Source organism: Cohaesibacter sp. CAU 1516, from assembly GCF_005771485.1.
GTDB lineage: Bacteria > Pseudomonadota > Alphaproteobacteria > Rhizobiales > Cohaesibacteraceae > Cohaesibacter > Cohaesibacter intestini.
In genome coordinates, this window is sequence record NZ_VANT01000001.1 from 389,035 (window position 1) to 412,314 (window position 23,280).

Genomic DNA, 23,280 nt, shown 5'->3' on the forward strand with positions numbered 1-23,280 from the left:
GATCAGACCAACGAACGGGTGTTCCAAAGAGCGACCGTTCCGTTCTCGATCACACAGATATGGCCGGTGCCGACCTTGGCCTCTTCGGCCTTGATGCCGTAGGTTGGAGCAGCCATGCGCAGGATGCCATTGCTGGTAACAATGACGGCGGTGGCGTCCGGGCCATGTTGTTCTTCGATGCTGGCGATCATGGCATTCCAACCATTAAGAATGGCTTCGGGGCTTGGGGTCCAGCCATAGCCTTCGGGCCATAGGCTGCTCTTTTGCCAGCCGTCAATGTCCCTGTCGCCATGGGCTTTGCGGATGTCGTCGTTGGATCGACCTTCCCACGCGCCATAATCGATTTCGCACAGGGCGTCATTGACCTGTGGCTCCAGATCGAGCCAGCCTGCGGTCTCGGCCATGATGCTGGCGGTCTGGCGGGTGCGTTTGAGCGGGCCACAAACAACGCAATCAGGGCGGATCGTGGCGGCCTTCATGGTCTCGCCAACCTCTTTGGCCTGAGCGCGACCTTTTTCAACGAGATCGAGATCAGAGCGTGCCCCGACCCAGACGACCTTGTCGTCGGGACCAAAGGTGTTGCCGTGTCTGACAAGGATCAGTTTCATGCCACCAACTCGCCTTCCTGTTTGATGATGTCTTCAACAATCTTGACGTCGTCGGGCGCATCGACCGAGGCATGGGTGCGCCCCAGATAGTCGACCGTGACGATGCGCACTGTCATGCCATTTTCCAGCGCTCGCAATTGCTCGAGCCCTTCGGTCAATTCCAGCGGTGAGGGGGCAAGATTGACATAGCGCTCAAGTGCCTCGCGGCGATAGCCATAAAGCCCGATATGGCGATAGACCGATGTGTGACCGGCTGCGCGGATATAAGGCAGGATCATTTTGGAGAAATAGAGCGCATTGCGGTTGGCATCGAACACCACGGTGGTGCCACTGGCGGGATTGGCCTTTTTGCTCTCCACAAGGTTTGCCAGCATGGTGTCATCCAGCACGGTCGCCGGGGTGACAATGTCGAAATCACCTTCCCCCTTTGCAAATTCATCGATCATCGCCTGCAGCACCCATGGCGGGGTGAGGACCGCATCGCCCTGAAAATTGAGGATGGCCTCTTCGGTGATGTTGGCAGCTTCCAGCGTGGCAAAGGAGCGTTCCGAGCCATTGCGACAGCTTTCCGGGGTCAGGACGGCTTCGGCGCCAAAGCTCATGGCGTGTTTGACGATGCGTTCATCCTCGGTGCTGATGACGACACGGGAGCAGCCCGTCGTTGCCTTGGCGATCCGCCAGATCCGCTCGAGCATGCTGGTTCCAAGGATCGGTAACATCGGTTTGCCGGGCAGGCGGCTGGATCCATAGCGCGCTGGGATGATGATGGCGGTGGACATGGCTGCATTCCTTTCCAGATATCGGCCGCGGGCTTCCGGGCGGTGATGCCGTGGCTTCACTTTGGCGCCAGATATGGCACGAATGGCAGCCAAGTGCGACCCAAAAACGCGTCTATTCTGATTGCTGGTGTGGTTTGCCTATTGGGCTCCCTTTGCGACCCGTCGGTCGTGGGTGGTCAAGGAAAAGCCCCGATGAAGGCGCGCTTGGTGCATTGCTGTTGCTGATAGGCGGACGATCTCCGTGCGGGCATGATGACGTCGCTCCGGGCAATCTGCAAAGCCGTTATGCACTTGAAATTTTGCCTTTCCCCTCCACCAAGCGGGTGGTAAGCAGAAGCGCACCGGGTGGCCCTTAGATGTTGGTGCACTGACCGAGTGTCCGGGCCGGTTTCTGCTTTAACGAGGTATCCATGTCCCATTCCCTGCTGCTTGACGCCTGTCTGTTTGATCTTGATGGGACATTGATTGATTCCACTCCGCCGGTCGTCCGCTGCTGGAGTGCATTGCTTGAGCGTCATGATCTGGATCCGGCGATCTATCTTGCCAAAATTCACGGTCGTCCGGCGCACGAGTCCATTCGGGATCTGCTGTCAGGCAAGGATGAGGCTATCATCGAGGAAGAGATCCGGTGGTTGCAACATATGGAAAGCACCGATGTGGAGGGCATTGTCGCCCTTGACGGGGCGCTTGACTTTATCGCCGAGCTTGATCGCCTGTCAGTGCCCTGGACAATCGTAACATCAGGCTCGGTGCCGGTTGCCGGTGCACGGATCCGGGCCGCAGGCATTCCCACGCCCGCGCGTATGATCACCTCCGATGACATCACCAAGGGCAAGCCAAACCCTGAACCGTTCCTGAAAGGGGCGGATCTGGTTGGTCTGGCGCCAGAACAGTGCGTTGTGTTCGAGGATGCCGCAGCCGGGATCACAGCCGGGTTGGCGGCCGGAGCGCAAGTGATTGGCATCACTGCAACGCAAACCGCGCATGTTCCTGCCGGTATTCCCGCCATTGCAAGCTATCGGCTTCTGTCCATCGCTCCAAGCGATGGACGGTTTGCGTTGACGATCGCGCGCTGAGCCGCATTCTCCAGTGGGTCGCTTGGCTGCCAGTCGAGCGCTGACGGAAAAAAAAACGCGTCAGGTGCCATCGATTCGCAACAAGCCGCTCGATGGTCGCTTTTCCCTGAAGTGATGGGCCGGGCGGTGGATAAGATAATCGGCAGGTTTGCCTTTTTCAGGGGATTTTCCCCTGAGGGCGGGTATTCCCTTGGTGCGCTGCCGGTGACGATTGGTATGCCAATTGCGACAAATAAGTGCAGTGGTTGAAAGGTGTCGTCTCAGCGGTTGCAGTTTTGATTATGAAATGATAAAAATACCACTGCTTTGGGGGATCGGGGGACTCTCCAAAAGCGGACTGGCCTACAGGGGGGTATATCTTACATTTTCTCTTCAAAAGGCTGGTGATTGCCGCTGACGGTTCTGCCCTGCAGAATGGCATGTTTGCGCGGTCAGTTTTGTGTTGCAAGTCTGATCCGCCTGTCAAATTGGCAATCGGTGTCGTGAACCGTCAAGGTTCATGGCAATGAGAAGCGCCATAGATCAATCGGCCCTTTGGTCGGATGATCTATGGCTCTTTTTTTGGCTCATTTTTTGAGTGTCAGGTCACATTTTTCCCGCTTCACTTGTCCCTGCTTCATTTGTCAGTGTCTTTGGAGACGCCTCACGGAGAGGTTTCGCTTAGTCTTGCACGCAATCGGGCACGGGTTTGATCGGAAAAGCGATATTCCGTTCGATCCGCATGATCGAGCAACAGGGCAAGGGATTGGTCGAGATTGCCAACCAGCAAGGTTGCGCTGAGGTCGCGTCCGAGTTGGATGAGGGAGGGGTCTGTGGTCCGGGTTTGGGAACTTGGCTGGTTGTTCACGATTCAACCTTGTTGCTTGATAATGCAATTACTGATTGCAATCTATCATGCTCCAGTGAGAAGTGCGAGACCTTTAGGCACTCTTTTGGGATACCATTTCGCCAATCCAGTCGATTGCTTACGCATATAGGGCACGCCCCGCCTCCTGGCGGGAAGCGGGTGTGTGGATAAGGCATGCTGGTCTGTTGTTTGCGGACGTCGCTTGTCAGGCGACGATTTCCCATTTCACGTTGCCTGCGGAATTGGGATTGGTCTGGTTGATGCGACCAATCAGTTTGTCCTGATGGTCAAGAGAGACCAAGAGGCGCGTGCCTGCGCGGCCTGAAACAACAACGAGATCCTCAGTCTTTGAGGGGGTTTTGCGCGTCAGGATGACTGAGGGCGCATGGCCTTGATGTTCGGCCTCCTCGAATTGCCGCATTTCGACATGGACGACAATTGTCTTGTTGACCCACTTCATGTCCACAAGCACTGTTTCTTTATGATGCCAGTTTAAATCTGCTGACCCGCCAAAAGCCATAGTGCATTCACCCCTTGCAACCTTGAGACCTTTTGGAAAAGCGTATTTAAATGCGGCCAACCTGTCGAGCTTTTTCGAAAGAATCGCTCCTAAGGGATGATCTGTTGATCAAAGGCTGGGTTGTTGTGGACTGGGACGGGGATGACCGTGTGATTCCGTTCTTAAGATGCAATTGCTGGCCATGGGGGCGTGATAATTATGAAAAGATCGCGTGAATCTTGCGATTCAAGGTCATTTGCTAGTTGACAAGCCGTGTCTCTGGCCGTAGTTTCCGCTTCGAATTTTGCGCGCCTCGGCGCGCTTTTTGTTTCGAATAAATGGCCGAGGCTTGGGACAATGAAAATCAAGAATTCTCTGAAAGCACTTGCCAAGCGTCACCGTGACAACCGCATGGTTCGCCGCAAGGGTCGCGTATATATCATCAACAAGAAGAATCCTCGCTTTAAAGCTCGTCAGGGCTAAGTCAGGTTTCTTGATTGCATGAACATAAGGCGCGCAGGAGTGTAGCTCACGCGCGTTTTTTGTATAGATTGGCAATGGATGGCGCAAGGCGCTGGATAAAGTCAATCTGTTTCATACGCAAAGCAGAAGACAGAAAAAGGCCGGTTCCTCAGGGAACCGGCCTTTTTGTTGTTTGATTTGATCCAAGTGCTTTGACCAAGTGCCTGCCCTTGAACGAAAAACGCGACAGACATCGGATGATATCTGTCGCGTCTGTCTTTCTATTGTGGGTCGTGGTGCGCTTTAAATGCCGCCCAGACCGTCGCTGCCGACAAAGGCGATGCGCAGCATGTTGGTTGCGCCCGGGGTACCCAGAGGGACACCGGCGGTGATGATAACGCGCTGACCGGGCTTGGCGAAACCTTCCTGATAGGAGGTGGAGCAGGCGCGGTCGACCATTTCATCCAGAGTGCCGGAATCTTCAGACACGATGCAGTGCAGGCCCCAGACGAGGGACAAGCGACGCGCGGTGGCGTTGATCGGGCTCATGGTGATGATTGGCGTCTGTGGGCGCTCACGGGCCGCTCTGAGGCCGGTGGTGCCTGAAGAGGTGTAACAGACGATGTTGGCCAGCTTCAGCGTCTCGGCGATCTGACGGGTTGCAGCAGAGATGGCATCGGCACCGGTTGCTTCGGGTTCGGCGCGCTGTGCGTAGATGATGTTGGAATAGTAAGGGTCTTTTTCGACCTGCTCGGCAATCCGGTTCATCATGGCAACCGCTTCCTGCGGATATTCACCGGCAGCGGATTCGGCGGACAGCATGATCGCGTCAGCGCCTTCGAACACTGCTGTGGCGACGTCAGACGCCTCGGCGCGTGTTGGCATTGGCGACGTGATCATTGATTCAAGCATCTGGGTGGCAACCACCACCGGCTTGCCGGCCTGTCGAGCGGCTCGGGTGATCTGCTTCTGAACACCGGGAACCTGTTCCAGCGGCATTTCAACGCCAAGGTCACCACGGGCCACCATGATCGCGTCGGACAGCTCAATGATCTCGGCCAGATGTTTGACGGCCTGCGGCTTTTCGATTTTCGACAGGATGCCGGTCCGGCCACGGGACAGTTTGCGCACTTCGGCGACATCTTCGGGACGCTGCACGAAGGAAAGGGCAATCCAGTCGACATCGGCATTGACGGCGGCTTCCAGATCGGCACGGTCCTTGTCGGTCAGGGCCGAGAAGGAGAGGGTGGAATCGGGGAAGCTGATGCCCTTGCGGTCAGAGATTGGGCCGCCGGTGACGACTTCGGTATGGATGGCGTCGGCTGCGGTGCCGATGGTGCGCAGGCGAACCTTGCCATCGTCAAGCAGAAGCATGTCACCTTCCTTGACCGAGCCGAAAATTTCCGGATGGGGCAGCTGGACGCGATGGACGTCGCCGGGCTCATCCTTCATGTCGAGGGTGAAGTTGGCACCATTTTTGAGGCGCACTTTGGTCTCGGCGAATTTGCCAAGACGCAGTTTGGGGCCCTGAAGGTCAGCCAGAATGCCGATCGGGCGGCCGACTTCTTTTTCGACAGAGCGAATTTTTGCGACGCGCTCGCGCATTTCGTCATGGGACGAGTGGCTCATATTGATGCGGAATACATCCGCACCCGCCAGGAACAGAGCCTTGATCTGTTCCTCTTTATCTGAAGCCGGGCCCAAGGTGGCCAGGATCTTGACCTTCCGATTGCGTCTTACAGTCACGGTTTTTTTCCTATTCTTGATCGGTCAATTGGACCGTATAATCCTGCTTCCCGGCCGTATCGATTTCGAAAAAGCCGGTGCGCTCAAATCCCCTCGCGACACATTCGTGCGTGCCCTTGATCTTGAATTCAAGATCCTGTGTGCACATGAATGCCTCGCCGTTCCACTGTCCGCCCTTGTCATAATCGATGGCATGGATCAGATAGCGATTGTTTACAAGCACGCCCTTGAGGACAGTCTCGCACTTGTTCTGGTCAATGTTCCACCAGCCCTCACTGATCCATTCGCCCTTCATCTTATATCCGATGGCCAGACCGATCGTGCTGCTGGTCTTGTTGCATACACGAAGGTCGGCTGCCGCCTGAAGACTGCTTGCCAGCAGCATCAGACCTGCCATGGTGCATGTCCGGATATGGGTCTTTACCAAGGTGTTGGTCGCAGGAGCTGTTGTCTTTTTTGAAACAATCATTGGGCTCAATATCATCTTGAAGCTGTTCGTAAGCCGCCTTTTGTTTCGCGTCTTGCGCCCGTAATGTCAATGCAGGAACTCTACAATAGTCGAAGACTGTGCGTTAAAGGGGATCAAACATTCCCCATTTTGTGCGGTTTTCAACTGACCGGGGTAATCTGTACCAACTTCTGCACCTCAGTTTGAGAGACGCTGTGCATGGTTGGGCTGACTGACCGGATTGATATTCTAGGGCTTCTGACTGACATGGGCCTGTTTAGCGACTGTGCTTGACGGCTGTGTGACGGGATATGATCGGCGATCAGTTGGGCGAAAAAGCGGCTGTCATACGGGTTCCTCACAGGATCTGTGCACGAGGCGTCAAATGGGGGATCGGAAGGCAGATTGGCCTTGTTGCTGCCATCACCTTCGATATGATGCGGGCTTTCTCGCGCTCGCGACCAATCGGCGGGCGAATGACAGGAAGGGGAGCCGTATGAGTGAGATCAGTCAGACCGAATTGGAAGCCGCAGCCTTTCGCCGCTTGATGGCGCATTTGCGCGAACGGACCGATGTGCAAAATATCGACATGATGAATCTTGCAGGCTTTTGCCGCAATTGCCTGTCGCGCTGGTATATGGAGGCGGCCAACGAGGCCGGGCTCGATATGAACAAGGAAGTTGCGCGCGAAATCGTCTATGGGATGCCCTATGACGAATGGAAAGAAAAATATCAGAAAGAGGCAAGTCAGGGCCAGCTTGACGCGTTCAAAATTTCGCACAAACACGACTGAGTGCGGGCAATTGAGCGTATCTGGTCCGCAAGCCCTATTCTGAAGGACTGGCAAAAATGGTGTGCTCGGTGTCAAAGAGACTTTGCGCCGGAATGGATCGCTGTTAAGGATGTCGCAACACAAATTTGGTTGAAGAGCGGTTACGCTCGCCCAGGCATGTTGGCCCCCGAGTGCCGATGCTTTCGGGCGACGAACCGATAATTGGAGTGTAGGATATGTCAAATCCAGGTGGTGTCGCTGCCGATCAGCTGCGTGCTTTTGTCGAACGCATTGAACGCCTAGAAGAAGAAAAGAAAGCCATCTCTGATGATATCAAGGATGTCTATGCAGAAGCCAAGGGCAATGGCTACGACGTCAAGGTGATGCGTCAGGTGGTTCGCTTGCGCAAGCAGGACAACAATGAGCGTCAGGAAATGGAAGCTCTGTTGGATCTGTATCTGCATGCCCTCGGCATGGCGCCAAGCGCTGAATAAGCACCTTTATCGATGCTTTTCATCAAAACCCTGCCTCACAAGAGGCGGGGTTTTTTGATGTTTGGCTGACCTTTGAGGCATTTTTGACCATTGGGTCGGCAATCAGTGCATGTGTATGTGCACAGGATATCAGGGAGCGTCTTTCCGGCTTGCATCTTCTGCATTTGTCGCATAAAGATATCTTTATATCTTTGGGGAATTCAGATGCTGTCACTTGATGAAATGGTTGGATTGTTGAAGGCGAGCGGGGAACCAACCCGTCTGCGCCTTCTGTCGCTGCTTGCGGAAGGGGATTTGTCGGTCAAGGACTTGACTGCGATCCTCAATCAGAGCCAGCCAAGAATCTCACGTCACCTGAAGCTCCTTTATGAGGCCGGTCTGGTCGACCGGCTGCCGGAAGGGGCCTGGGTCTATTATTGCCTGACGCGGGATCAGGCCAAGGGGGATCTGGTTTCCGCTTCCCTGCGGCATATCGATCAGGACGATCTGATGATTCGCCGTGATATGGAGCGTCTCTCCCAGATCAAACTAACCCAGCGACAGCAGGCGACGGAATATTTCCAGCAGAATGCCGAGCGGTGGGACGAATTACGAGCGCTGCATGTGCCTGAGAGTGCCGTGGAAAGTGCCATTGTCGAGGCGCTGGGCGACAAGCCGATCCAGCGGATGCTGGATCTGGGCACCGGCACGGGCAGTATGTTGTCGCTTTTGGCGGATCGCTGCCGCTTTGGCCTTGGGGTGGATGCCAACCGTTCAATGCTGGCCATCGCACGGACGCGTCTGGATGGACCCCATCACAATCACCTGCATGTGCAGCAGGGCGACATTCTCGATCTGACGACGCTGGAGCGGAGCTTCGATCTGGTGACGGTGCATCAGGTGCTGCACTATCTGGACGATCCGTCGGCGGCGCTGAATGAGGCGGGTCGGGTGTTGCTGCCCGGTGGCCGCATTCTGGTGGCTGACTTTGCGCCCCATGATTATGAATTCTTGCGAAAGGACCATGCTCACAGACGACTGGGTTTCTCCCATGACGTCATGAGCCGCTGGATGGAACAGGCTGGCTTTGCCGTTGTCTCGGCGACTGATCTGGCGGAAACCCGCCGGATCGACGAGATGAGCGATACGCCGCTGACGGTGACGATCTGGGTTGCCGAAAAACGAATGCCTGACTGAGCGCCGAGACTGAGCGCCGAGACTTTGCCTTTACCGATTTGGGTGTCGCCTCACCAATGAAGGGGTGGATCACCAAAGTGATGACAGGACTGGCCCGAACCTCCCAAAACAGGGCCGTCAAGACTGAGAGAAGACTGATGAACCATAATGCAGAACGCAGCGGACGCCGCAGCCAAAGCGCCGACAAGCTGAATATTTCCTTCGAGTTCTTTCCACCAAAGACCCCGAAGATGGAAGAAAAGCTTTGGGAATGCGTTGAGCGTTTGGCCCCGCTCGCCCCTGACTTCGTGTCTGTGACCTATGGCGCTGGCGGCTCGACCCGCGAGCGGACCCACGCCACTGTCGAACGGATCATCAGGGAGACCTCTGTTCCGGCTGCTGCGCATCTGACATGCGTCGGGGCGACCAAGGAAGAAGTCAATGATGTGGTGCGCTCCTATATCGAAGCTGGCGTCAAGCATATTGTTGCCTTGCGTGGAGACCCGGCCGACGGGGTAGGTACCAAATATCAGCCGCATCAGGGGGGCTATATCAATGCGGCCGATCTGGTCGGTGGCATCAAGCAATTGGGCGATATCGAGGTGTCCGTCTCGGCCTATCCGGAAAAGCATCCCGAAAGTCCGGACTTTGCGACCGATGTCGAAATGCTTCGCCAGAAGGTCGATGCAGGGGCGACACGGGCGATCACGCAATTTTTCTTCGACAATGATCTTTATGAGGCCTATGTCGAGCGGGTACGGCGGGCCGGAATATTCATTCCCATCGTGCCGGGCATTCTGCCGATTCACAATTTCGTGCAGATGGCCAATTTCGCCTCACGCACGGGGGCGAGTGTGCCGCAATGGCTGGCCAACCGGTTTGAAGGTCTGGAAAATGACGAGGAAACCCACCGGTTGGTGGCTGCAGCCATTGCTGCCGAGCAGGTGAATGATCTGCATGAACGTGGTGTCGATGATTTTCATTTCTACACCATGAACAGAGCCAATCTGTCTTATGCGATCTGTCATTTGCTTGGCTTGCGTCCGATCAAGGGCGCGGCAGAGCAAGATTAAGCTGAGCAACAAGATCAAGACCGAATAGACATAAACTGACAGAGCCGTGCGGGAGAGCGACCCGCCTTGCTCTGGATAGACAAGGAACCAGTCATCATGTCGAGCTTGCCTCTTAGCCCGTCCTTTGACGCGCTGCGTCGTTTGGCGTCCGACCGTATCCTCATTCTCGATGGGGCAATGGGTACCATGATCCAGCGGCTCAATCTGACGGAAGAGGATTTCCGCGGGGAGCGCTTCAAAAGCTGGAATCAGGATCTGAAGGGCAACAATGATTTGCTCTCGATCACCAAGCCGGAAGCCATTCGCGATATCCATCGGCAATATTATGAAGCCGGGGCCGATTTTGCGGGCACCAACACCTTTTCCTCGACCACCATCGCGCAGGCGGACTATGCGATGGAGCATCTGGCCTATGAACTGAATGTCGAGAGCGCCAAAATTGCCAAGGAAGCAGCCGAAGAGGTAATGGCCAAGGAACCGGGCCGCCAGTGCTTTGTGCTGGGTGCCATGGGGCCGACCAACCGGACCGCCTCCATTTCGCCCGATGTCAACAATCCCGGTTTTCGGGCGGTGTCATTCGATGTGTTGAAAGACGCCTATCGCGAGGCCGCGCGCGGTCTTATCGATGGCGGTGCGGATGCGCTGGCCGTTGAAACCATCTTCGATACGCTGAATGCCAAGGCAGCCTTGTTTGCGATTGAGGAAGAGTTTGAAGCGCGCGGCATGCGCTGGCCGGTGATCATTTCGGGCACCATCACCGATAAATCGGGGCGCACCCTGTCTGGCCAGACGGCGGAAGCCTTCTATCATTCGATCCGTCATGCCAAACCTTTTGCGGTTGGTCTCAACTGTGCCCTCGGGGCAGCTGAATTGCGTCAGCATGTGGCATCGATTTCCCGTGTTGCCGAGACACTGGTCTCGACCTATCCGAATGCGGGTCTTCCGAACGAGTTCGGAGAATATGACGAGAGCCCGGAACATATGGCCGGACTGATCAAGGAATTTGCCGAATCTGGCCTTGTTAACATTGTCGGTGGCTGTTGTGGCACGACGCCGGACCACATTGCGGCCATTGCCGAAGTGGTCAAGCCGGTCAAAACCCGCGTCATTCCGACCATCGAACAGCATATGCGTCTGTCGGGGCTGGAGCCCTTCACGCTGACGCCTGAGACCAATTTCGTCAATATCGGGGAACGGACCAACGTTACCGGGTCGGCGAAATTCCGCAAGCTGATCAAGGATGGCGACTATGAAGCCGCACTCGATGTGGCCCGCCAGCAGGTGGAGAATGGTGCCCAGATCATCGATGTGAATATGGATGAAGGCTTGCTCGATTCGGAAGAGGCAATGGTGACCTTCCTCCATCTGATCGTGGCCGAGCCGGACATTTCCCGCGTGCCGGTGATGGTCGATAGCTCGAAATGGAGCGTCATCGAGGCGGGTCTGAAATGCTTGCAGGGCAAATCGGTGGTCAACTCGATCTCGATGAAGGAAGGCAAGGAGGCCTTTATCGAACAGGCCAAGCTGGTGTTGCGCTATGGTGCGGCGGTGGTTGTGATGGCCTTCGATGAGAAGGGGCAAGCCGACAGCCTTGAGCGCAAGATCGACATCTGCCAGCGCTCCTATGACATTCTGGTCAATGAAGTGGGCTTCCCGCCCGAAGACATCATTTTCGATCCAAACGTCTTTGCAGTGGCAACGGGCATCGAGGAGCATAACAATTACGGGGTCGACTTCATCGAGGCGATCCGCTGGATTCGCCAGAATCTGCCCGGTGCCCATGTGTCCGGTGGCCTGTCAAACCTCAGCTTCTCCTTCCGCGGCAACAATCTGGTGCGTGAGGCGATGCATTCGGCCTTCCTGTTCCATGCCATCAAGGCTGGGCTCGATATGTCGATCGTCAATGCTGGCCAGCTGATGGTCTATGATCAGATCGACAAGGAGCTTTTGGCGCGGATCGAGGATGTGATCCTCAATCGCCGGTCTGACGGCACCGACCGTCTGCTGGAAGTGGCCGAGCGGTTCCTGCACCAGAAGGGCGAAGCCAAAGTGGTCGATCTGGCATGGCGTGAGTTGCCGGTCGAAAAGCGCCTTGAGCATGCTTTGGTCAAGGGCATTGGCGACTATGTCGATGAGGATGTCGAGGAAGCCCGTCAGGCCGCCAGCCGCACCCTTGATGTGATCGAGGGACCGCTGATGGATGGCATGAATGTGGTCGGCGATCTGTTTGGCGACGGCAAGATGTTTCTGCCACAGGTGGTGAAGTCTGCCCGCGTTATGAAAAAGGCCGTGGCCTATCTGCTGCCTTACATGGATGCGGAGCAGGAAGGTGAGCGCCAGAGCGCCGGCAAGGTGCTGATGGCGACCGTCAAAGGCGATGTGCATGATATCGGCAAGAATATTGTCGGCGTGGTGCTGCAATGCAACGGCTATGAGGTGGTTGACCTCGGCGTGATGGTGCCAGCCAATGACATTCTGGAAGCGGCGCGGCGCGAGAAGGTCGATATCATCGGCCTGTCCGGTCTGATCACGCCGTCGCTGGATGAAATGTGTCATGTGGCGGCTGAAATGGAGCGGCAAGGCTTTGATCAACCGCTGATGATCGGTGGGGCTACGACCTCGCAGGTGCATACGGCGGTGAAGATCGATCCGAATTACGATCGCGGTCAGACCATTTATGTGACCGATGCCAGTCGCGCAGTCGGAGTTGCGACCAAGCTGCTGTCGCGGGACAAGGATGCCTATATCGCCGAGATCAAGGACAGCTATGTCGGTGTGCGGGCCAAGCATGAGGCCGCACAGGACAAGAAGCGCCGCTTGAGCATCGATGAGGCACGGACCAAGAAAATGGCATTGGACTGGACTGCCTATCAGCCAACCAAGCCCGCCTTCCTTGGCACCAAAGTGATTGATGATATCGATCTGGCGGATCTGGTGCCCTATATCGACTGGACGCCGTTTTTCTCGACATGGGAAATGAAGGGGCGTTATCCGGCGATCCTCAGCGACGATGTCTATGGGGAAGCGGCGACAAGCCTGTTCAAGGATGCACAGGCGATGTTGAAGCAGATCGTCGAGGAAAAATGGCTGACGGCCCGTGGGGTGTTTGGCCTCTGGCCTGCCAACGGGGTTGGTGACGACATTGCTGTCTATGCAGATGAGAGCCGCGACAGCGAGCTTGGTCGCTTCTATGGACTGCGTCAGCAGATGGCCGGACGGTCGGCGCGCGCCAATGTGGCGCTTGGGGACTTTGTTGCCCCGCTCGACAGCGGTGTTGCCGATTATATCGGTGGCTTTGCGGTCTCGACCGGCTTTGGTGAAGCTGAGCGAGCCAAGGCCTTTGATGCGGCTGGTGACGACTATTCCAAGATCCTGCTGCAGGCTCTGGCGGACCGTTTGGCGGAAGCCTTTGCTGAAGCCATGCATCACAAGGTGCGCAAAGAGCATTGGGGCTATGCCAGCGATGAAACACTCAATGTTGAAGATCTGATCGCCGAGCGTTATCAGGGCATTCGTCCGGCTGCAGGCTATCCGGCTCAGCCGGATCACACCGAGAAGGGCACCTTGTTTGATCTGCTCGATGCGGAAGCGGCGACCGGAATCAAACTGACGGAGAGTTTTGCGATGGTGCCGGGATCAGCCGTGGCGGGGCTGTATTTCTCCCATCCTGATTCGCACTATTTCGGTGTCGGCAAGATCGAAAAGGATCAGGTCGCAGATTACGCAGCCCGAAAAGGCTGGACAACCGAAGAAGCCGAACGTTGGCTTGCTCCAATTCTGAACTATCGGCCATGAGGAACTGCCCGGTTCCCTCGACGTAATCTGCGAGGAAGCCGGGCTAATCCATCTTTATGTATAGTTCTTCTTTTACATGTAGTATTCGCAAATAAAAAAACCGGGAAAAATCCCGGTTTTTACGCTTCCTAACTTCAGAAACAGCGTTGTTTTTCAAGTGCCTCTCTGAGCTTTCCTCCCGGATGCGTGCTTTTGTGGCTGGTTCCTTGTTTTAAATAATTCCAACCACAATAGCTGCAATGAATGCGAAAGCGGCACACAAAATCATGAAATTCATTGATTTGACCATGTAACCTCTCCTATCTGCTTTTATTGCTTGTGATCGAGTCTACGGCAACTTCGGTAATTCGCGAAGAGAAAAACATGCCGCGCTGCAAAATAATGTCAGCCGCCAGTCGCTATTTGCTCATAACTCCTTGTGGATTCAGGGGGCAACGTGCGACAATCGAGAGCATCAAAACCGGGGACAGGATCGGAATATTGCGATGCAGCATTCACAAAAGTGTCAAGAAGCGCTTGTGGAAGTGCAAGCTGCCCTTAGGGCAGATGCACGGGGCATAGATCCGCACAAAGCCGCAGAGCGGGCGCATTTCATGAAGGCGACCATGCCGATGTTCGGGCTTGGCGTGCCTGCGCAAAGAAAGCTGCTGCGTCGCGGTTACAGCTTCTCTCACTTGCCGTTCGAGGTGCAATTGCCGCTCTGGGCTCATATCTGGTCCGAGGCGACCCATCACGAAACCAGAATGCAAGCAGCCTTCTTCATCGAGAAACCGCCCGCAGGGACAGATCTTGTCTGGCTTTGGGGGGCAGTGAAAGATTGGGTGTCGAGCGTCAATTGCTGGGATCAGTCGGACACCTTGTCAAACCTCTATGCCCGGATCAACGAAGCCCATCCGGAGCAGGTGGTGCCGGTGCTCAGGCACTGGAATGGCAGCGACAATCCGTGGGAACGCCGGCAGTCGCTGGTGGCCTTGCTATGCTATTCGCGATTTCGGCGCTCATTTCCCGAACAAGCGTTGGTTTTCGAGCTGGTGGAGGCCCTGCTGGCGGATCCTGACTATTATGTGCAGAAGGGGCTTGGCTGGACATTGCGCGAAGCCTGGCATGTTTGGCCGGAGCCGGTGATGGCCCTTCTGGATAGGCATATCGTTACACTTGCCCCTGCCGCCTGGCAGGCTGCAACTGAAAAACTCGATCCATCGGTCAAGCAACGGTTGAAGGCCAAGCGGATGGCTGGGCGCAAGGCTGGACGCTGATGTGATTTGTGCGCTTTATGATCGAGCGCGGGCAATCGCTCCTTCTAGCCAGTGAGCAATATGCAAGGTGTGATGGTCTTCCATGAAGGGGCCGATGATCTGAACGCCAAGTGGCAGTCCATCCTCTGTTTGCATGCCTGCCACATTGACACATGGCAAGCCGAACAGGGTCCAGATGCGGTTGAAGATGGAGGAGCCGGTGGAGGCAAGTCCCAGGGGCGCAGGGCCGGGGGCCGACAGGGAGAGGAAGGCATCGAGATCTTCAAGATGCTCGGCGGCTTCGATGCGTGCCTCTTGTGCGCAGAGATGGGCTTCGTCATAGTCGGCAGCGGTGATGGTTTTTGCGAAATCGAGGGTCTGTTTCAAAACCGGGCTGAGCAGATCGCCGTGTGTGTCATGTTCCCAAGCCAGGGATTGACGGATTTCATAATCCTGAATGATCTGATGAGCATGGAAGGCGGCAATCCAGGTTTCGCTGGGTTCGATTTCGACCAGCTCCGCTCCCAGAGAATGGAGATGCTCCAGCAGGCTATTGAAACGGGATTTGTAGCCCGGATCCGCTTCGGGCCAGCTGTGGCTGCGAACGACGCCAAATTTCGGGGTGCGGAAGGGGGCTCTTGGCTGGATGGAGCAATTGCGGCCAGTCAGTGCCGACATGGCATAGGCGACATCAGCAACCGTGGCCGTGTAAAGGCCGATCGTATCAAGCGACCATGCGCCGTCTTTCATGCCCGGTTTGGGTAACAATCCTGCGGATGGCTTGTAGCCGGTGATGCCGCAAAAAGCGGCGGGGCGGATGATCGAGCCACCGGTCTGGCTGCCGATTGCCAGATGGGCCATGCCCGAGGCGACGGCTGCTGCCGAGCCGGACGAGGAGCCGCCGGGAGTATGATCCAGATTGTGGGGGTTGCGGGTCGGGCCGGGGTGGAAGAAGGCAAATTCGGTGGTGACGGTCTTGCCCAGCAGGGTGCATCCCGCCCGTCTGGCCTGCATGACGATGCTGGCGTCGCGTGCGGGATTGTGGGCGTGGTAGATGGGAGAACCATGGGCGGTGGGCAGATCGGCGGTGTCAAATATGTCCTTGACCGCAAGGCCAATCCCCTTGAGCGGACCGGATGAGGCAATCTGGCTGGTCGCGTTGGCATTCAAGGCGCAGAAGGCTTTCAAATGCTCTTCGACTTGATCAATGCGCTCGAGACAGGCTGCGATGGATGCCTCTGGCGACAGACTGCCCTGTTCCATGGCCTTCAATTGATCAAGCAGGCTGACCGGGCCGACAAGCCCTGAATTGCTTTTTGTCTCCACCATGGGTTCCCCTCCCTTAATCTTAACACTTTCCTAGCGCGTTTCGAAAATAATCAGAGCAATCCGATTGAAACGACGTGCCTGATTTCATCTTTTGGGCGCATTTGCGCGGCCTGACTTGCGCGAAACAAACTCTAACAGGATGCGCCTTTCTTGGATGGGCTGCAAGCGGGAAGCCAATGATGGTGAAGGCAATAGACCTTGCGAAGACGGCATTGTGGGGCCTCGTTGGTGTCATGGTGCTGGCTGGTTGCAGCGCGGTTGCGGACCTGGAACCGGTTGATCAGGGCGCTTTGCAGGAAGATGCGGTTTTGCCTGGCCTCGATGGTTTGGAGGGGCAATGTCCGGTGTTGGAGATGGGGCTGGTGTCCGGTCGGGAGTTGCCCGAAGTCAAGGAACGCAAGGTCTGTGGTCACCCCTATCCTTACACAATTGCCGGGATCAATGGACGCAATCCGGTTTCGTTCAATACGGACGCCAAGATCAACTGTGTGATGGCGACACAGTTGCAGCGCTATTTTGCCGACAGTGTGCAGCCGATGGCTTTGTCGATGCTGCGCCAGCCTGTGGTTGAGGTCCGTGTGGCCGCGAGCTATTCCTGCCGGACGCGCAACAGCAAGCGCGGGGCCAAACTGTCAGAACATGCCAAGATGAATGCCTTCGATATGAGTGCTCTGACACTGGCGGATGGCACAGTCCTGACCATCGAGGATGACTGGCATTCGATGGGGCGCAAGGGGCGGTTCCTCAGGGCGATCAACCGCTCGGCCTGTCGCTATTTCACGACGGTGATCGGCCCGGGGGGTGACAAATATCATCAGGATCATCTGCATCTGGATCATGGTCGCCATGGCCGCAAGGGGACGTGGCGGTCTTGCCAATAGGGCATCGGCGCGGGCGCGCTCCGGCCTGTCCCAATGGGTTGGTGGATGTGCGTTATGGTGCTTTCACTCTCGCATTTCCCAGTGAAGTCGCCTATGGTCTGGGTTTAGGGCGTGTCCCGGACGAGACTTGTGCGAGCTGGGGGAAGATCAGGAACTGCAATGAGTATCTGGAGCCAGATCGGCACACTTATTGACGGGCTCCGTCAGAGCGAGACTTTATCGGCCTTTGTTGACAAAGCGGCGGCGGTGGTGCGTGGCATGGGTGCCGGTGTTGATCGCAAGCAGTTGACCTTCACGGTGGCGATGATCGCGCTTTCAGCCAAAATGGCCAAGGCGGATGGTGTCGTGACCCACGACGAAATCCTCGTCTTTCATGAAATGTTTGAAATTCCCGAAGGGGAAGAGCGCAATGTGACGCGTCTGTTCAACCTCGCCAAGCAGGATGTGGCCGGATATGACGCCTATGCGCGGCAGATTGCCGATCTGTTCGAGGAAGAACGCGATGTGCTCGAAGATATCATCGACGGGTTGTTCATGATTGCGGCCGCCGATGGGGTGATGCATGCACGCGAAATGCTCTATCTGGAGCATGTGGCCGACATTTTCGGTATCCCCGAGCGTTGTTTTGAACGCATAAAGATGGGACATGTGCAGCCCGATGAACAGGATCCCTATACCATCCTGGAAGCCAATCGCGGCATGTCGGATCTGGAGATCAAAAGCCATTATCGCAAGCTTGTGCGGGAGAATCATCCGGATCGGTTGATCGCCCGTGGTGTGCCCGAGGAGTTTGTCCGCATTTCAACCGACAAACTTGCGGCGATCAATCTGGCCTGGTCACAGGTCCAGTTGGAGCGCGGCTTGCGTTAGATTTGTGGCCTGTCCCAGACAAGGCATCGAAACAAATATCAAGACAAGACAGAATGGAGACGACAATGCTGTCAGCGACCCAGACCCAATGCGCTTGCAGTTTGAACCCTTCCCCCAATTTCGGTGATCGCAAGAATGATGGCAGAATCGATATGATCCTGCTGCATTATACCGGCATGGAGGATGACGATCAGGCGCTCAACTGGTTGTGCAATGAGACAAGCGAAGTGTCGTCGCACTATTATATCGACCGAGCCGGTGCGACCCAGCAGCTGGTGGCCGAGGAAATGCGCGCCTGGCATGCGGGGGAGGCTTTCTGGAAGGGCGAAAAGGACATCAACAGTTGCTCGATCGGTATCGAAATCGCCAATGCCGGGCATGAAGACTTTACCGAGGAGCAGATCAAGGCGGTGATCGCCCTTTGTCAGGACTTGATGGCACGCCACGATATTCCGGCCTATCGGGTGCTGGGCCATTCCGATGTCGCTCCGGGACGCAAAATCGATCCGGGAGCGAAATTCCCGTGGCAAAAACTGGCCGATGCCGGTGTTGGTCTGATGCCAGAGCCGGAAACGGCGCAAGGGGGGCGAACGTTCCAGCGTGGCGATGAGGGGCAGCCGATTCAGGCTTTGCAGACGATGCTGGCGGTTTATGGCTATCGGGTGGATGTGACCGGTGTTTTTGACGCTGCGACAGAAGCGGTGGTCAAGGCGTTCCAGATGCATTTCCTGCCAGAGAGAGTGGATGGGGTGGCGGACGCCGCGACGATCACCACCCTCTACAAGCTGAACACCCTGATGCCGAAGCTTTAAGCCGGCTTCAGGGGGCTCGTTGCCTGGTTGGTCTAGAGTTCGAGCACCATGTGGGGGCGCCCGTCCGATGTCTTCTCTCGTGTCATGCCATCCGGGCCGATCACCTGTGTGGTGCGCTGGCGGAAGGCGGACCAGCTCTCAAAGGTGATGATATCAACCGGCTCATCAAACTTGAAGGTGAGCCGGAACCAGCCGTCGCCCATGCGGGTAACGCTGAGGATCTCGGCCCGGAAAGGTTGGGAGAGATAGTGGCCGGACACAATGTCGCCGACCTGCCAGTCCCGTTTCGGCCGGTTGCCATAGTCTGCGAACAGGCTGTTCCAATCCCGAAAGCCATATTGCTGGGCAATCAGTTCCAGTGACTTGGAATGGGAGATGGCAGTGCCGTCGTCCGCCAATTTGTTTCTTAGTAATTTGGCCTGTTTTTTGGCTGCATCGATGGATGCGGGTTTGTTTGTCATGATTGCACCTTTGCGGGGGCTGCAAACAGACCCCATTGATATCCTGTCTTTCGTGCCGCATGACGCAGCAGCGCAAATGTGATGGCCAACATCAGGGCATCCGCCAGCGGACCGGTGAACCAGATCCCGATTTCACCTGTCAGCATGGGCAGGAGGAACAGCAGCGGCAGCATCAGGCAGTAGGTTTTCATCAGGCTGAGGATCGCTGCGCGTGGCACGTCGCCGATGGCCTGAAAATAGGTTGCCAGAATGAAGAGTGGCCCTGCCGTAAACATCATCATGGTTGTCTTGGGCAGGATGCGGATCATCTCGTCAATCACCCCTTGCTCGGAGATGAACAGGCTGGCAAGCATGCCGGGTGCGAGCATGAAAAGAGCCTGAGCCAGCAGGCTGTAGATCAATGCTGCACCAAGCGCGATGCGCAAGGCATGGTCGGAGCGATGCCAAAGGGCGGCACCAAAGTTGGATCCGAGAATCGACTGCATGGCTTGTCCCATTCCCAAAAGAGGCAGGAAATAGAAGGTCATCATGCGGGTGATGATGCCATAAGCCGAGATGGTTTCGCCATAGTGGCTGGTGTTGACCAGTTGCAAGGCGGTGATCGTGGCTGTGGCGATGAGCGACATGCCGATAAAGCCAAAGCTTTGCGGTGCGCCAAGCGCCAGAATCTGCCGCCAGCCCGTGGTAAGCGAATGGCGCATCAGACCCAATGGCTTGAAGGCACTTGGCCCCCAATGGCGAAAGCCGAGAATGATTGTGAATGCCAGAGATTGTGCAGCTAGGGTGCCATAGGCCGAGCCTGCAATACCCAGATCATAGTGGATGATGAACAGGGCGTTGAAGCCGATATTGGCAAGGGACACCAATAGGCTCATTGCAGCCATGATGGGAGCAAAGCCCTCATTGCGCAAGGTATCGACATGGAGCGAGAGGACCATGACCATCGGTGTGGCAAAGACCATGATGCGCAAATAGATCGTGCCAAGATGGGCAAGTGTTTCTGACCCATTGGCGGCGATGAGGGTCAGTTCCTTGCCAAATGCGAGATAGCTGGCGATGAAGAAGAAGCCGATCAGTAGAGCGAGGCCGTGCGCGCCGCTGAAATGGGCGCGTGCCTCATCAATATTGCCAGCGCCCAGTTGCCGGGCGATCAAGCTGGCAAGACCGCTAGAGACCAGCGTCGACAGGGCCACCATCAGCATATAGATGGGAAAGATCAGGGTGACCGCCGCCAAGGCCTCGGGGCCGACATAGTGACCAAGAAAAATGGCGTCGACGACCGTCAGTAGACCGTTCATGCCCATCACGAAAATGATGGGTAGGGCCGTGCGAGCAAAATGCGCACTGAGGGCACCGCTTAAAAACGGGCTATGCGCGTGCGATTGGGAAGAGTTGTCCGATGACATCTCAGCCTCCTAACAAGACGCATTTCCAAATAAGGATGGGGCCCGCATTGCCACCCGCATGAAATGCATGTGGGGCAGAGATTTCGGATCTATCATCAGGACTTCACCATGGGCTGTCGCCTTGCGAGCGGCAGGTGCCTGCAACCTGAGGGCGGATATAAACCCGTCCTCAGATCTTGTCAAGCTTGGTCGGCCATGGTCGGCTTGGGGGATTTGGCTGCTATCGACGGCCAACCAGCTTTTGGATGCTGTCGGCGACCGGAATGCCGTCTTTCAGACGGCTGTCATCAATGGCTGGGCCGAAGCTGGTGGCAATCGGCACGATGCCGGCCCAGAAGTCGGTCGCATAGTCTTCCTCGTCATCGACCGGCATGCCGGCGCGGTATTTGGCAGCGGCGGTTTCGATCTCGACCGCGATCACCGTGGTGGCATTGAGCTCCTTGTCGGTGGTCTCGCGGGTTTCGTCCCAGCGGCCCGGCGCGATATGGTCGGTGACCGCGACCAGAGCATCGTATTTTTCATCTCTGTCTTCCACAAGACGGCCGATGCCATGAATATTGGCCGAACGGTAATTCATCGAATGATGGAAGGCGGAACGCGCGACGACAAAGCCGTCGACGATGGTCACATTGATGCAGATCGGCAGGCCCTTTTTCAGGGCCTTGAACATGCGGGCACCCTTGGCTCCATGGATATAAAGCTGGTCGCCGATCCGGCCATAGGCCATGGGCAGAACGAAGGGTTGATCATCAAGGGAAAAGGCCACATGGGCAATGAGGCCATCATCGAGGATGGCGTGAATGGTTTGCCGGTCATAGTTAGCGCGGTTGGCCGTCCGCACCTTGTTGGTGGCTGTGATGGGAACCTGTTGGCTTGTTTGCTCACTCATTGGTTTGCTCTTGTCTTGACGCCTTGCGGGCGTAGATGCGGTGCTGTTTGGGTTTGGCTTGATCCAAACAGGCTTTTGGTTCTTAATGAAGATCCAAAAGCATCAATTTATAGGAACCAATATGCTTGCAAGTCACATCACTCTGGATCGGGTCGGGGGGAAGGGTCTCGTGCCGCAATTGTTTGAACAGCTCAGAGGGCTGATCGAGACGGGTGTGCTTGGGGCTGGCAGTCGCTTGCCGACCAGTCGACATCTGTCCGCCCAGCTGGGCGTGGGGCGCAACAGTGTGGTGGCTGCCTATGACTTGCTGCTGGCAGAAGGTTATTTGCGCTCTGAAGGGCGGCGCGGCACTTTTGTCAGCGAAGCCTCACGGGGATTTGTGCCGGTCGAGCCCCCGGCGCGAGAGGAGCCGCCGCAGGCGCGTCCCCTGCGCTTGTCGCGCAGTGCCCAAGCGCTGATCGCGGTTGGGCGGCGGGATCAACCGACACCGCACACTTTTCAGCCGGGATTGCCAGATGTGCGCCACTTTCCCCATGACTTGTGGGGACGCTGTTTGAGGCGTGCGGCACGGGGGATGCATCAGCAGCCCCTGCTGGGGGGCTATGCTCACTATTATGGCCTGCCGGACCTGCGTGAGGCGCTGATAGATCATGTGGCCGTGAGCCGAGGAGTTTCTGCGTCTGCGGAGCAGGTGATTGTCTTTTCCTCGGCGCAAGCCGCTCTGGATCTGGTCGCGCGCCTGTTGCTGGATCCGGGCGATGTGGCGTTGCATGAAGAGCCGGGCTATGCGGGAATGCTGTCGGTGTTGCGCGGGGTGCATGCGGATGTCCGGCCAATTGAGGTGTATGCGGCAGACCGGTTTCAGCGGCTTGACGACTTGGTGGCTGATGGGGCTGTACCACGGTTGATCTATGTTTCGCCGTCCCATCAGTTCCCTTCCGGGCAGGTGATGACACTGAAGGATCGTTTGGCGCTGTTGGCCTTTGCTGCCAAACATGGGGCATTCGTTCTGGAGGATGATTACGACAGTGAGTTTCATTTCTCCAACGCGCCACTCTCCTGTTTGCAAGGGTTGGGTCGCGGTGAGCGGGTGCTCTATATGGGCACTTTCGCCAAATCGCTGATGCCCTCCTTGCGCCTTGCCTATCTGGTGGTGCCGCCGCCTCTGGTCGAGCCGGTCAGGAGGATGCAGCGCAATATGGGAGGGGTGCCGGGTTTGACGGTGCAAATGGCGCTGGCAGAGTTTTTGACCAGCGGGCATTTTCGCAGCCATGTGCGCGACATGAACAAGCTCTATCAGGCACGGCGGGATTGTTTGGCCGAGGCTCTGGCTGCTCGGTGTGGTGACATCTTGATGCCGGAAGTGCCGGATGGGGGCATCCAGATGCCTGCCTATCTGACACCGCGCCTGCTGGAAGCCGGGGTGCGGGATGAAGCGCTGGCGGCAGCACTGGCAGCAATCGGCATCGAGTGCACGCCTTTGTCGGCGCTTTACTGGTCTGGTCGCTGTGAGGTGCGGCAGGGATTGTTCTTTGGCTATGCGGCATCCAATGAGGCCGAGATTGTTAACGCTGTTGAGGCAGTTGCGCACTGTCTCAAGCGCTTCGTCCCTTGACCTGCGATGCAATTGGGCTTAGGTCCGG

General features: G+C 56.5%; 22 protein-coding genes. 12 read left to right on the forward strand and 10 right to left on the reverse strand.

Going from position 1 to position 23,280, the window contains the following annotated elements; all coding sequences use genetic code 11:
* Positions 1–2: 2 nt before the first annotated feature.
* Positions 3–608: a phosphoglycerate mutase family protein gene (locus FDK21_RS01765; protein ID WP_138147292.1), complete on the reverse strand. Its 606-nt coding sequence runs from the start codon at positions 606–608 to the stop codon at positions 3–5.
* Complete coding sequence (gene kdsB / locus FDK21_RS01770) at positions 605–1,387, reverse strand: 3-deoxy-manno-octulosonate cytidylyltransferase (RefSeq protein WP_138147293.1); 783 nt, start codon at positions 1,385–1,387, stop codon at positions 605–607. Before kdsB ends, FDK21_RS01765 begins: the two co-directional genes overlap by 4 nt.
* Before the next feature lie 410 nt (positions 1,388–1,797).
* Here kdsB and FDK21_RS01775 point away from each other — a divergent pair, with 410 nt between their 5' ends.
* Positions 1,798–2,463 (forward strand): HAD-IA family hydrolase, encoded by a 666-nt coding sequence (locus FDK21_RS01775; RefSeq protein ID WP_138147294.1) that lies wholly within the window; start codon positions 1,798–1,800, stop codon positions 2,461–2,463.
* A 643-nt stretch (positions 2,464–3,106) separates the two neighbouring features.
* Here the strand turns inward: FDK21_RS01775 and FDK21_RS01780 are convergent.
* Positions 3,107–3,310 carry a hypothetical protein gene (locus tag FDK21_RS01780; RefSeq protein ID WP_138147295.1) on the reverse strand — a complete coding sequence of 68 codons (204 nt, stop codon included), beginning with the start codon at positions 3,308–3,310 and terminating at the stop codon, positions 3,107–3,109.
* 205 nt (positions 3,311–3,515) lie between these two features.
* Positions 3,516–3,776 carry a hypothetical protein gene (locus FDK21_RS01785; protein ID WP_138147296.1) on the reverse strand — a complete coding sequence of 87 codons (261 nt, stop codon included), beginning with the start codon at positions 3,774–3,776 and terminating at the stop codon, positions 3,516–3,518.
* A 390-nt stretch (positions 3,777–4,166) separates the two neighbouring features.
* Between FDK21_RS01785 and ykgO the strand changes: the two genes are divergently transcribed.
* Entirely contained in the window at positions 4,167–4,292 is a 126-nt protein-coding gene (gene ykgO / locus FDK21_RS01790; protein WP_097153051.1) for a type B 50S ribosomal protein L36, read from the forward strand.
* 282 nt (positions 4,293–4,574) lie between these two features.
* Here the strand turns inward: ykgO and pyk are convergent, their stop codons facing one another.
* Together pyk and FDK21_RS01800 are read right to left on the reverse strand one after the other, a co-directional pair.
* Positions 4,575–6,017 (reverse strand): pyruvate kinase, encoded by a 1,443-nt coding sequence (pyk, locus tag FDK21_RS01795; protein ID WP_114009469.1) that lies wholly within the window; start codon positions 6,015–6,017, stop codon positions 4,575–4,577.
* Positions 6,018–6,027: 10 nt separating this feature from the next.
* Positions 6,028–6,414, reverse strand: coding sequence for a DUF1036 domain-containing protein (locus FDK21_RS01800; RefSeq protein WP_138147297.1), 387 nt, complete (start codon positions 6,412–6,414; stop codon positions 6,028–6,030).
* A gap of 547 nt (positions 6,415–6,961) precedes the next feature.
* Between FDK21_RS01800 and FDK21_RS01805 the strand changes: the two genes are divergently transcribed.
* From FDK21_RS01805 to FDK21_RS01830, 6 genes are all read left to right on the forward strand, one after another.
* Complete coding sequence (locus FDK21_RS01805) at positions 6,962–7,258, forward strand: DUF1244 domain-containing protein (RefSeq protein ID WP_138147298.1); 297 nt, start codon at positions 6,962–6,964, stop codon at positions 7,256–7,258.
* 215 nt (positions 7,259–7,473) lie between these two features.
* Positions 7,474–7,731, forward strand: coding sequence for a DUF2312 domain-containing protein (locus tag FDK21_RS01810; RefSeq protein WP_114009466.1), 258 nt, complete (start codon positions 7,474–7,476; stop codon positions 7,729–7,731).
* Positions 7,732–7,935: 204 nt separating this feature from the next.
* Positions 7,936–8,907: a metalloregulator ArsR/SmtB family transcription factor gene (locus FDK21_RS01815; RefSeq protein ID WP_138147299.1), complete on the forward strand. Its 972-nt coding sequence runs from the start codon at positions 7,936–7,938 to the stop codon at positions 8,905–8,907.
* 137 nt (positions 8,908–9,044) lie between these two features.
* The gene (gene metF / locus FDK21_RS01820) at positions 9,045–9,959 is read left to right on the forward strand and encodes a methylenetetrahydrofolate reductase [NAD(P)H] (protein WP_114009464.1); all 915 of its coding nucleotides are present in this window, start codon (positions 9,045–9,047) and stop codon (positions 9,957–9,959) included.
* 96 nt (positions 9,960–10,055) lie between these two features.
* Complete coding sequence (gene metH, locus FDK21_RS01825) at positions 10,056–13,754, forward strand: methionine synthase (protein ID WP_138147300.1); 3,699 nt, start codon at positions 10,056–10,058, stop codon at positions 13,752–13,754.
* Between the two features lie 518 nt (positions 13,755–14,272).
* On the forward strand, positions 14,273–15,010 hold the full coding sequence (locus FDK21_RS01830) for a DNA alkylation repair protein (protein ID WP_171021906.1): 738 nt from the start codon (positions 14,273–14,275) through the stop codon (positions 15,008–15,010).
* 15 nt (positions 15,011–15,025) lie between these two features.
* On the opposite strand, the gene FDK21_RS01835 is transcribed toward FDK21_RS01830, so the two are convergent.
* Entirely contained in the window at positions 15,026–16,318 is a 1,293-nt protein-coding gene (locus FDK21_RS01835) for an amidase (protein WP_138147302.1), read from the reverse strand.
* Positions 16,319–16,497: 179 nt separating this feature from the next.
* On the opposite strand from FDK21_RS01835, the gene FDK21_RS01840 reads away from it, so the two are divergent.
* The 3 genes from FDK21_RS01840 (at position 16,498) to FDK21_RS01850 (ending at position 18,881) form a co-directional block, all read left to right on the forward strand.
* The gene (locus tag FDK21_RS01840) at positions 16,498–17,199 is read left to right on the forward strand and encodes an extensin family protein (RefSeq protein WP_171021907.1); all 702 of its coding nucleotides are present in this window, start codon (positions 16,498–16,500) and stop codon (positions 17,197–17,199) included.
* A gap of 159 nt (positions 17,200–17,358) precedes the next feature.
* Positions 17,359–18,069 carry a TerB family tellurite resistance protein gene (locus tag FDK21_RS01845; RefSeq protein ID WP_114009459.1) on the forward strand — a complete coding sequence of 237 codons (711 nt, stop codon included), beginning with the start codon at positions 17,359–17,361 and terminating at the stop codon, positions 18,067–18,069.
* 65 nt (positions 18,070–18,134) lie between these two features.
* A complete protein-coding gene (locus FDK21_RS01850) occupies positions 18,135–18,881 on the forward strand; it encodes an N-acetylmuramoyl-L-alanine amidase (RefSeq protein WP_138147304.1) in 747 nt (248 codons plus the stop codon).
* A gap of 32 nt (positions 18,882–18,913) precedes the next feature.
* Here the strand turns inward: FDK21_RS01850 and FDK21_RS01855 are convergent, their stop codons facing one another.
* From FDK21_RS01855 to FDK21_RS01865, 3 genes are all read right to left on the reverse strand, one after another.
* Entirely contained in the window at positions 18,914–19,342 is a 429-nt protein-coding gene (locus tag FDK21_RS01855) for a glyoxalase superfamily protein (RefSeq protein ID WP_138147305.1), read from the reverse strand.
* Positions 19,339–20,748, reverse strand: coding sequence for an MATE family efflux transporter (locus tag FDK21_RS01860; RefSeq protein ID WP_138147306.1), 1,410 nt, complete (start codon positions 20,746–20,748; stop codon positions 19,339–19,341). Before FDK21_RS01860 ends, FDK21_RS01855 begins: the two co-directional genes overlap by 4 nt.
* A gap of 220 nt (positions 20,749–20,968) precedes the next feature.
* Positions 20,969–21,637: a pyridoxamine 5'-phosphate oxidase family protein gene (locus FDK21_RS01865; protein ID WP_138147307.1), complete on the reverse strand. Its 669-nt coding sequence runs from the start codon at positions 21,635–21,637 to the stop codon at positions 20,969–20,971.
* A 121-nt stretch (positions 21,638–21,758) separates the two neighbouring features.
* On the opposite strand from FDK21_RS01865, the gene FDK21_RS01870 reads away from it, so the two are divergent.
* Positions 21,759–23,252 carry a PLP-dependent aminotransferase family protein gene (locus FDK21_RS01870; RefSeq protein WP_171021908.1) on the forward strand — a complete coding sequence of 498 codons (1,494 nt, stop codon included), beginning with the start codon at positions 21,759–21,761 and terminating at the stop codon, positions 23,250–23,252.
* Positions 23,253–23,280 lie beyond the last annotated feature (28 nt).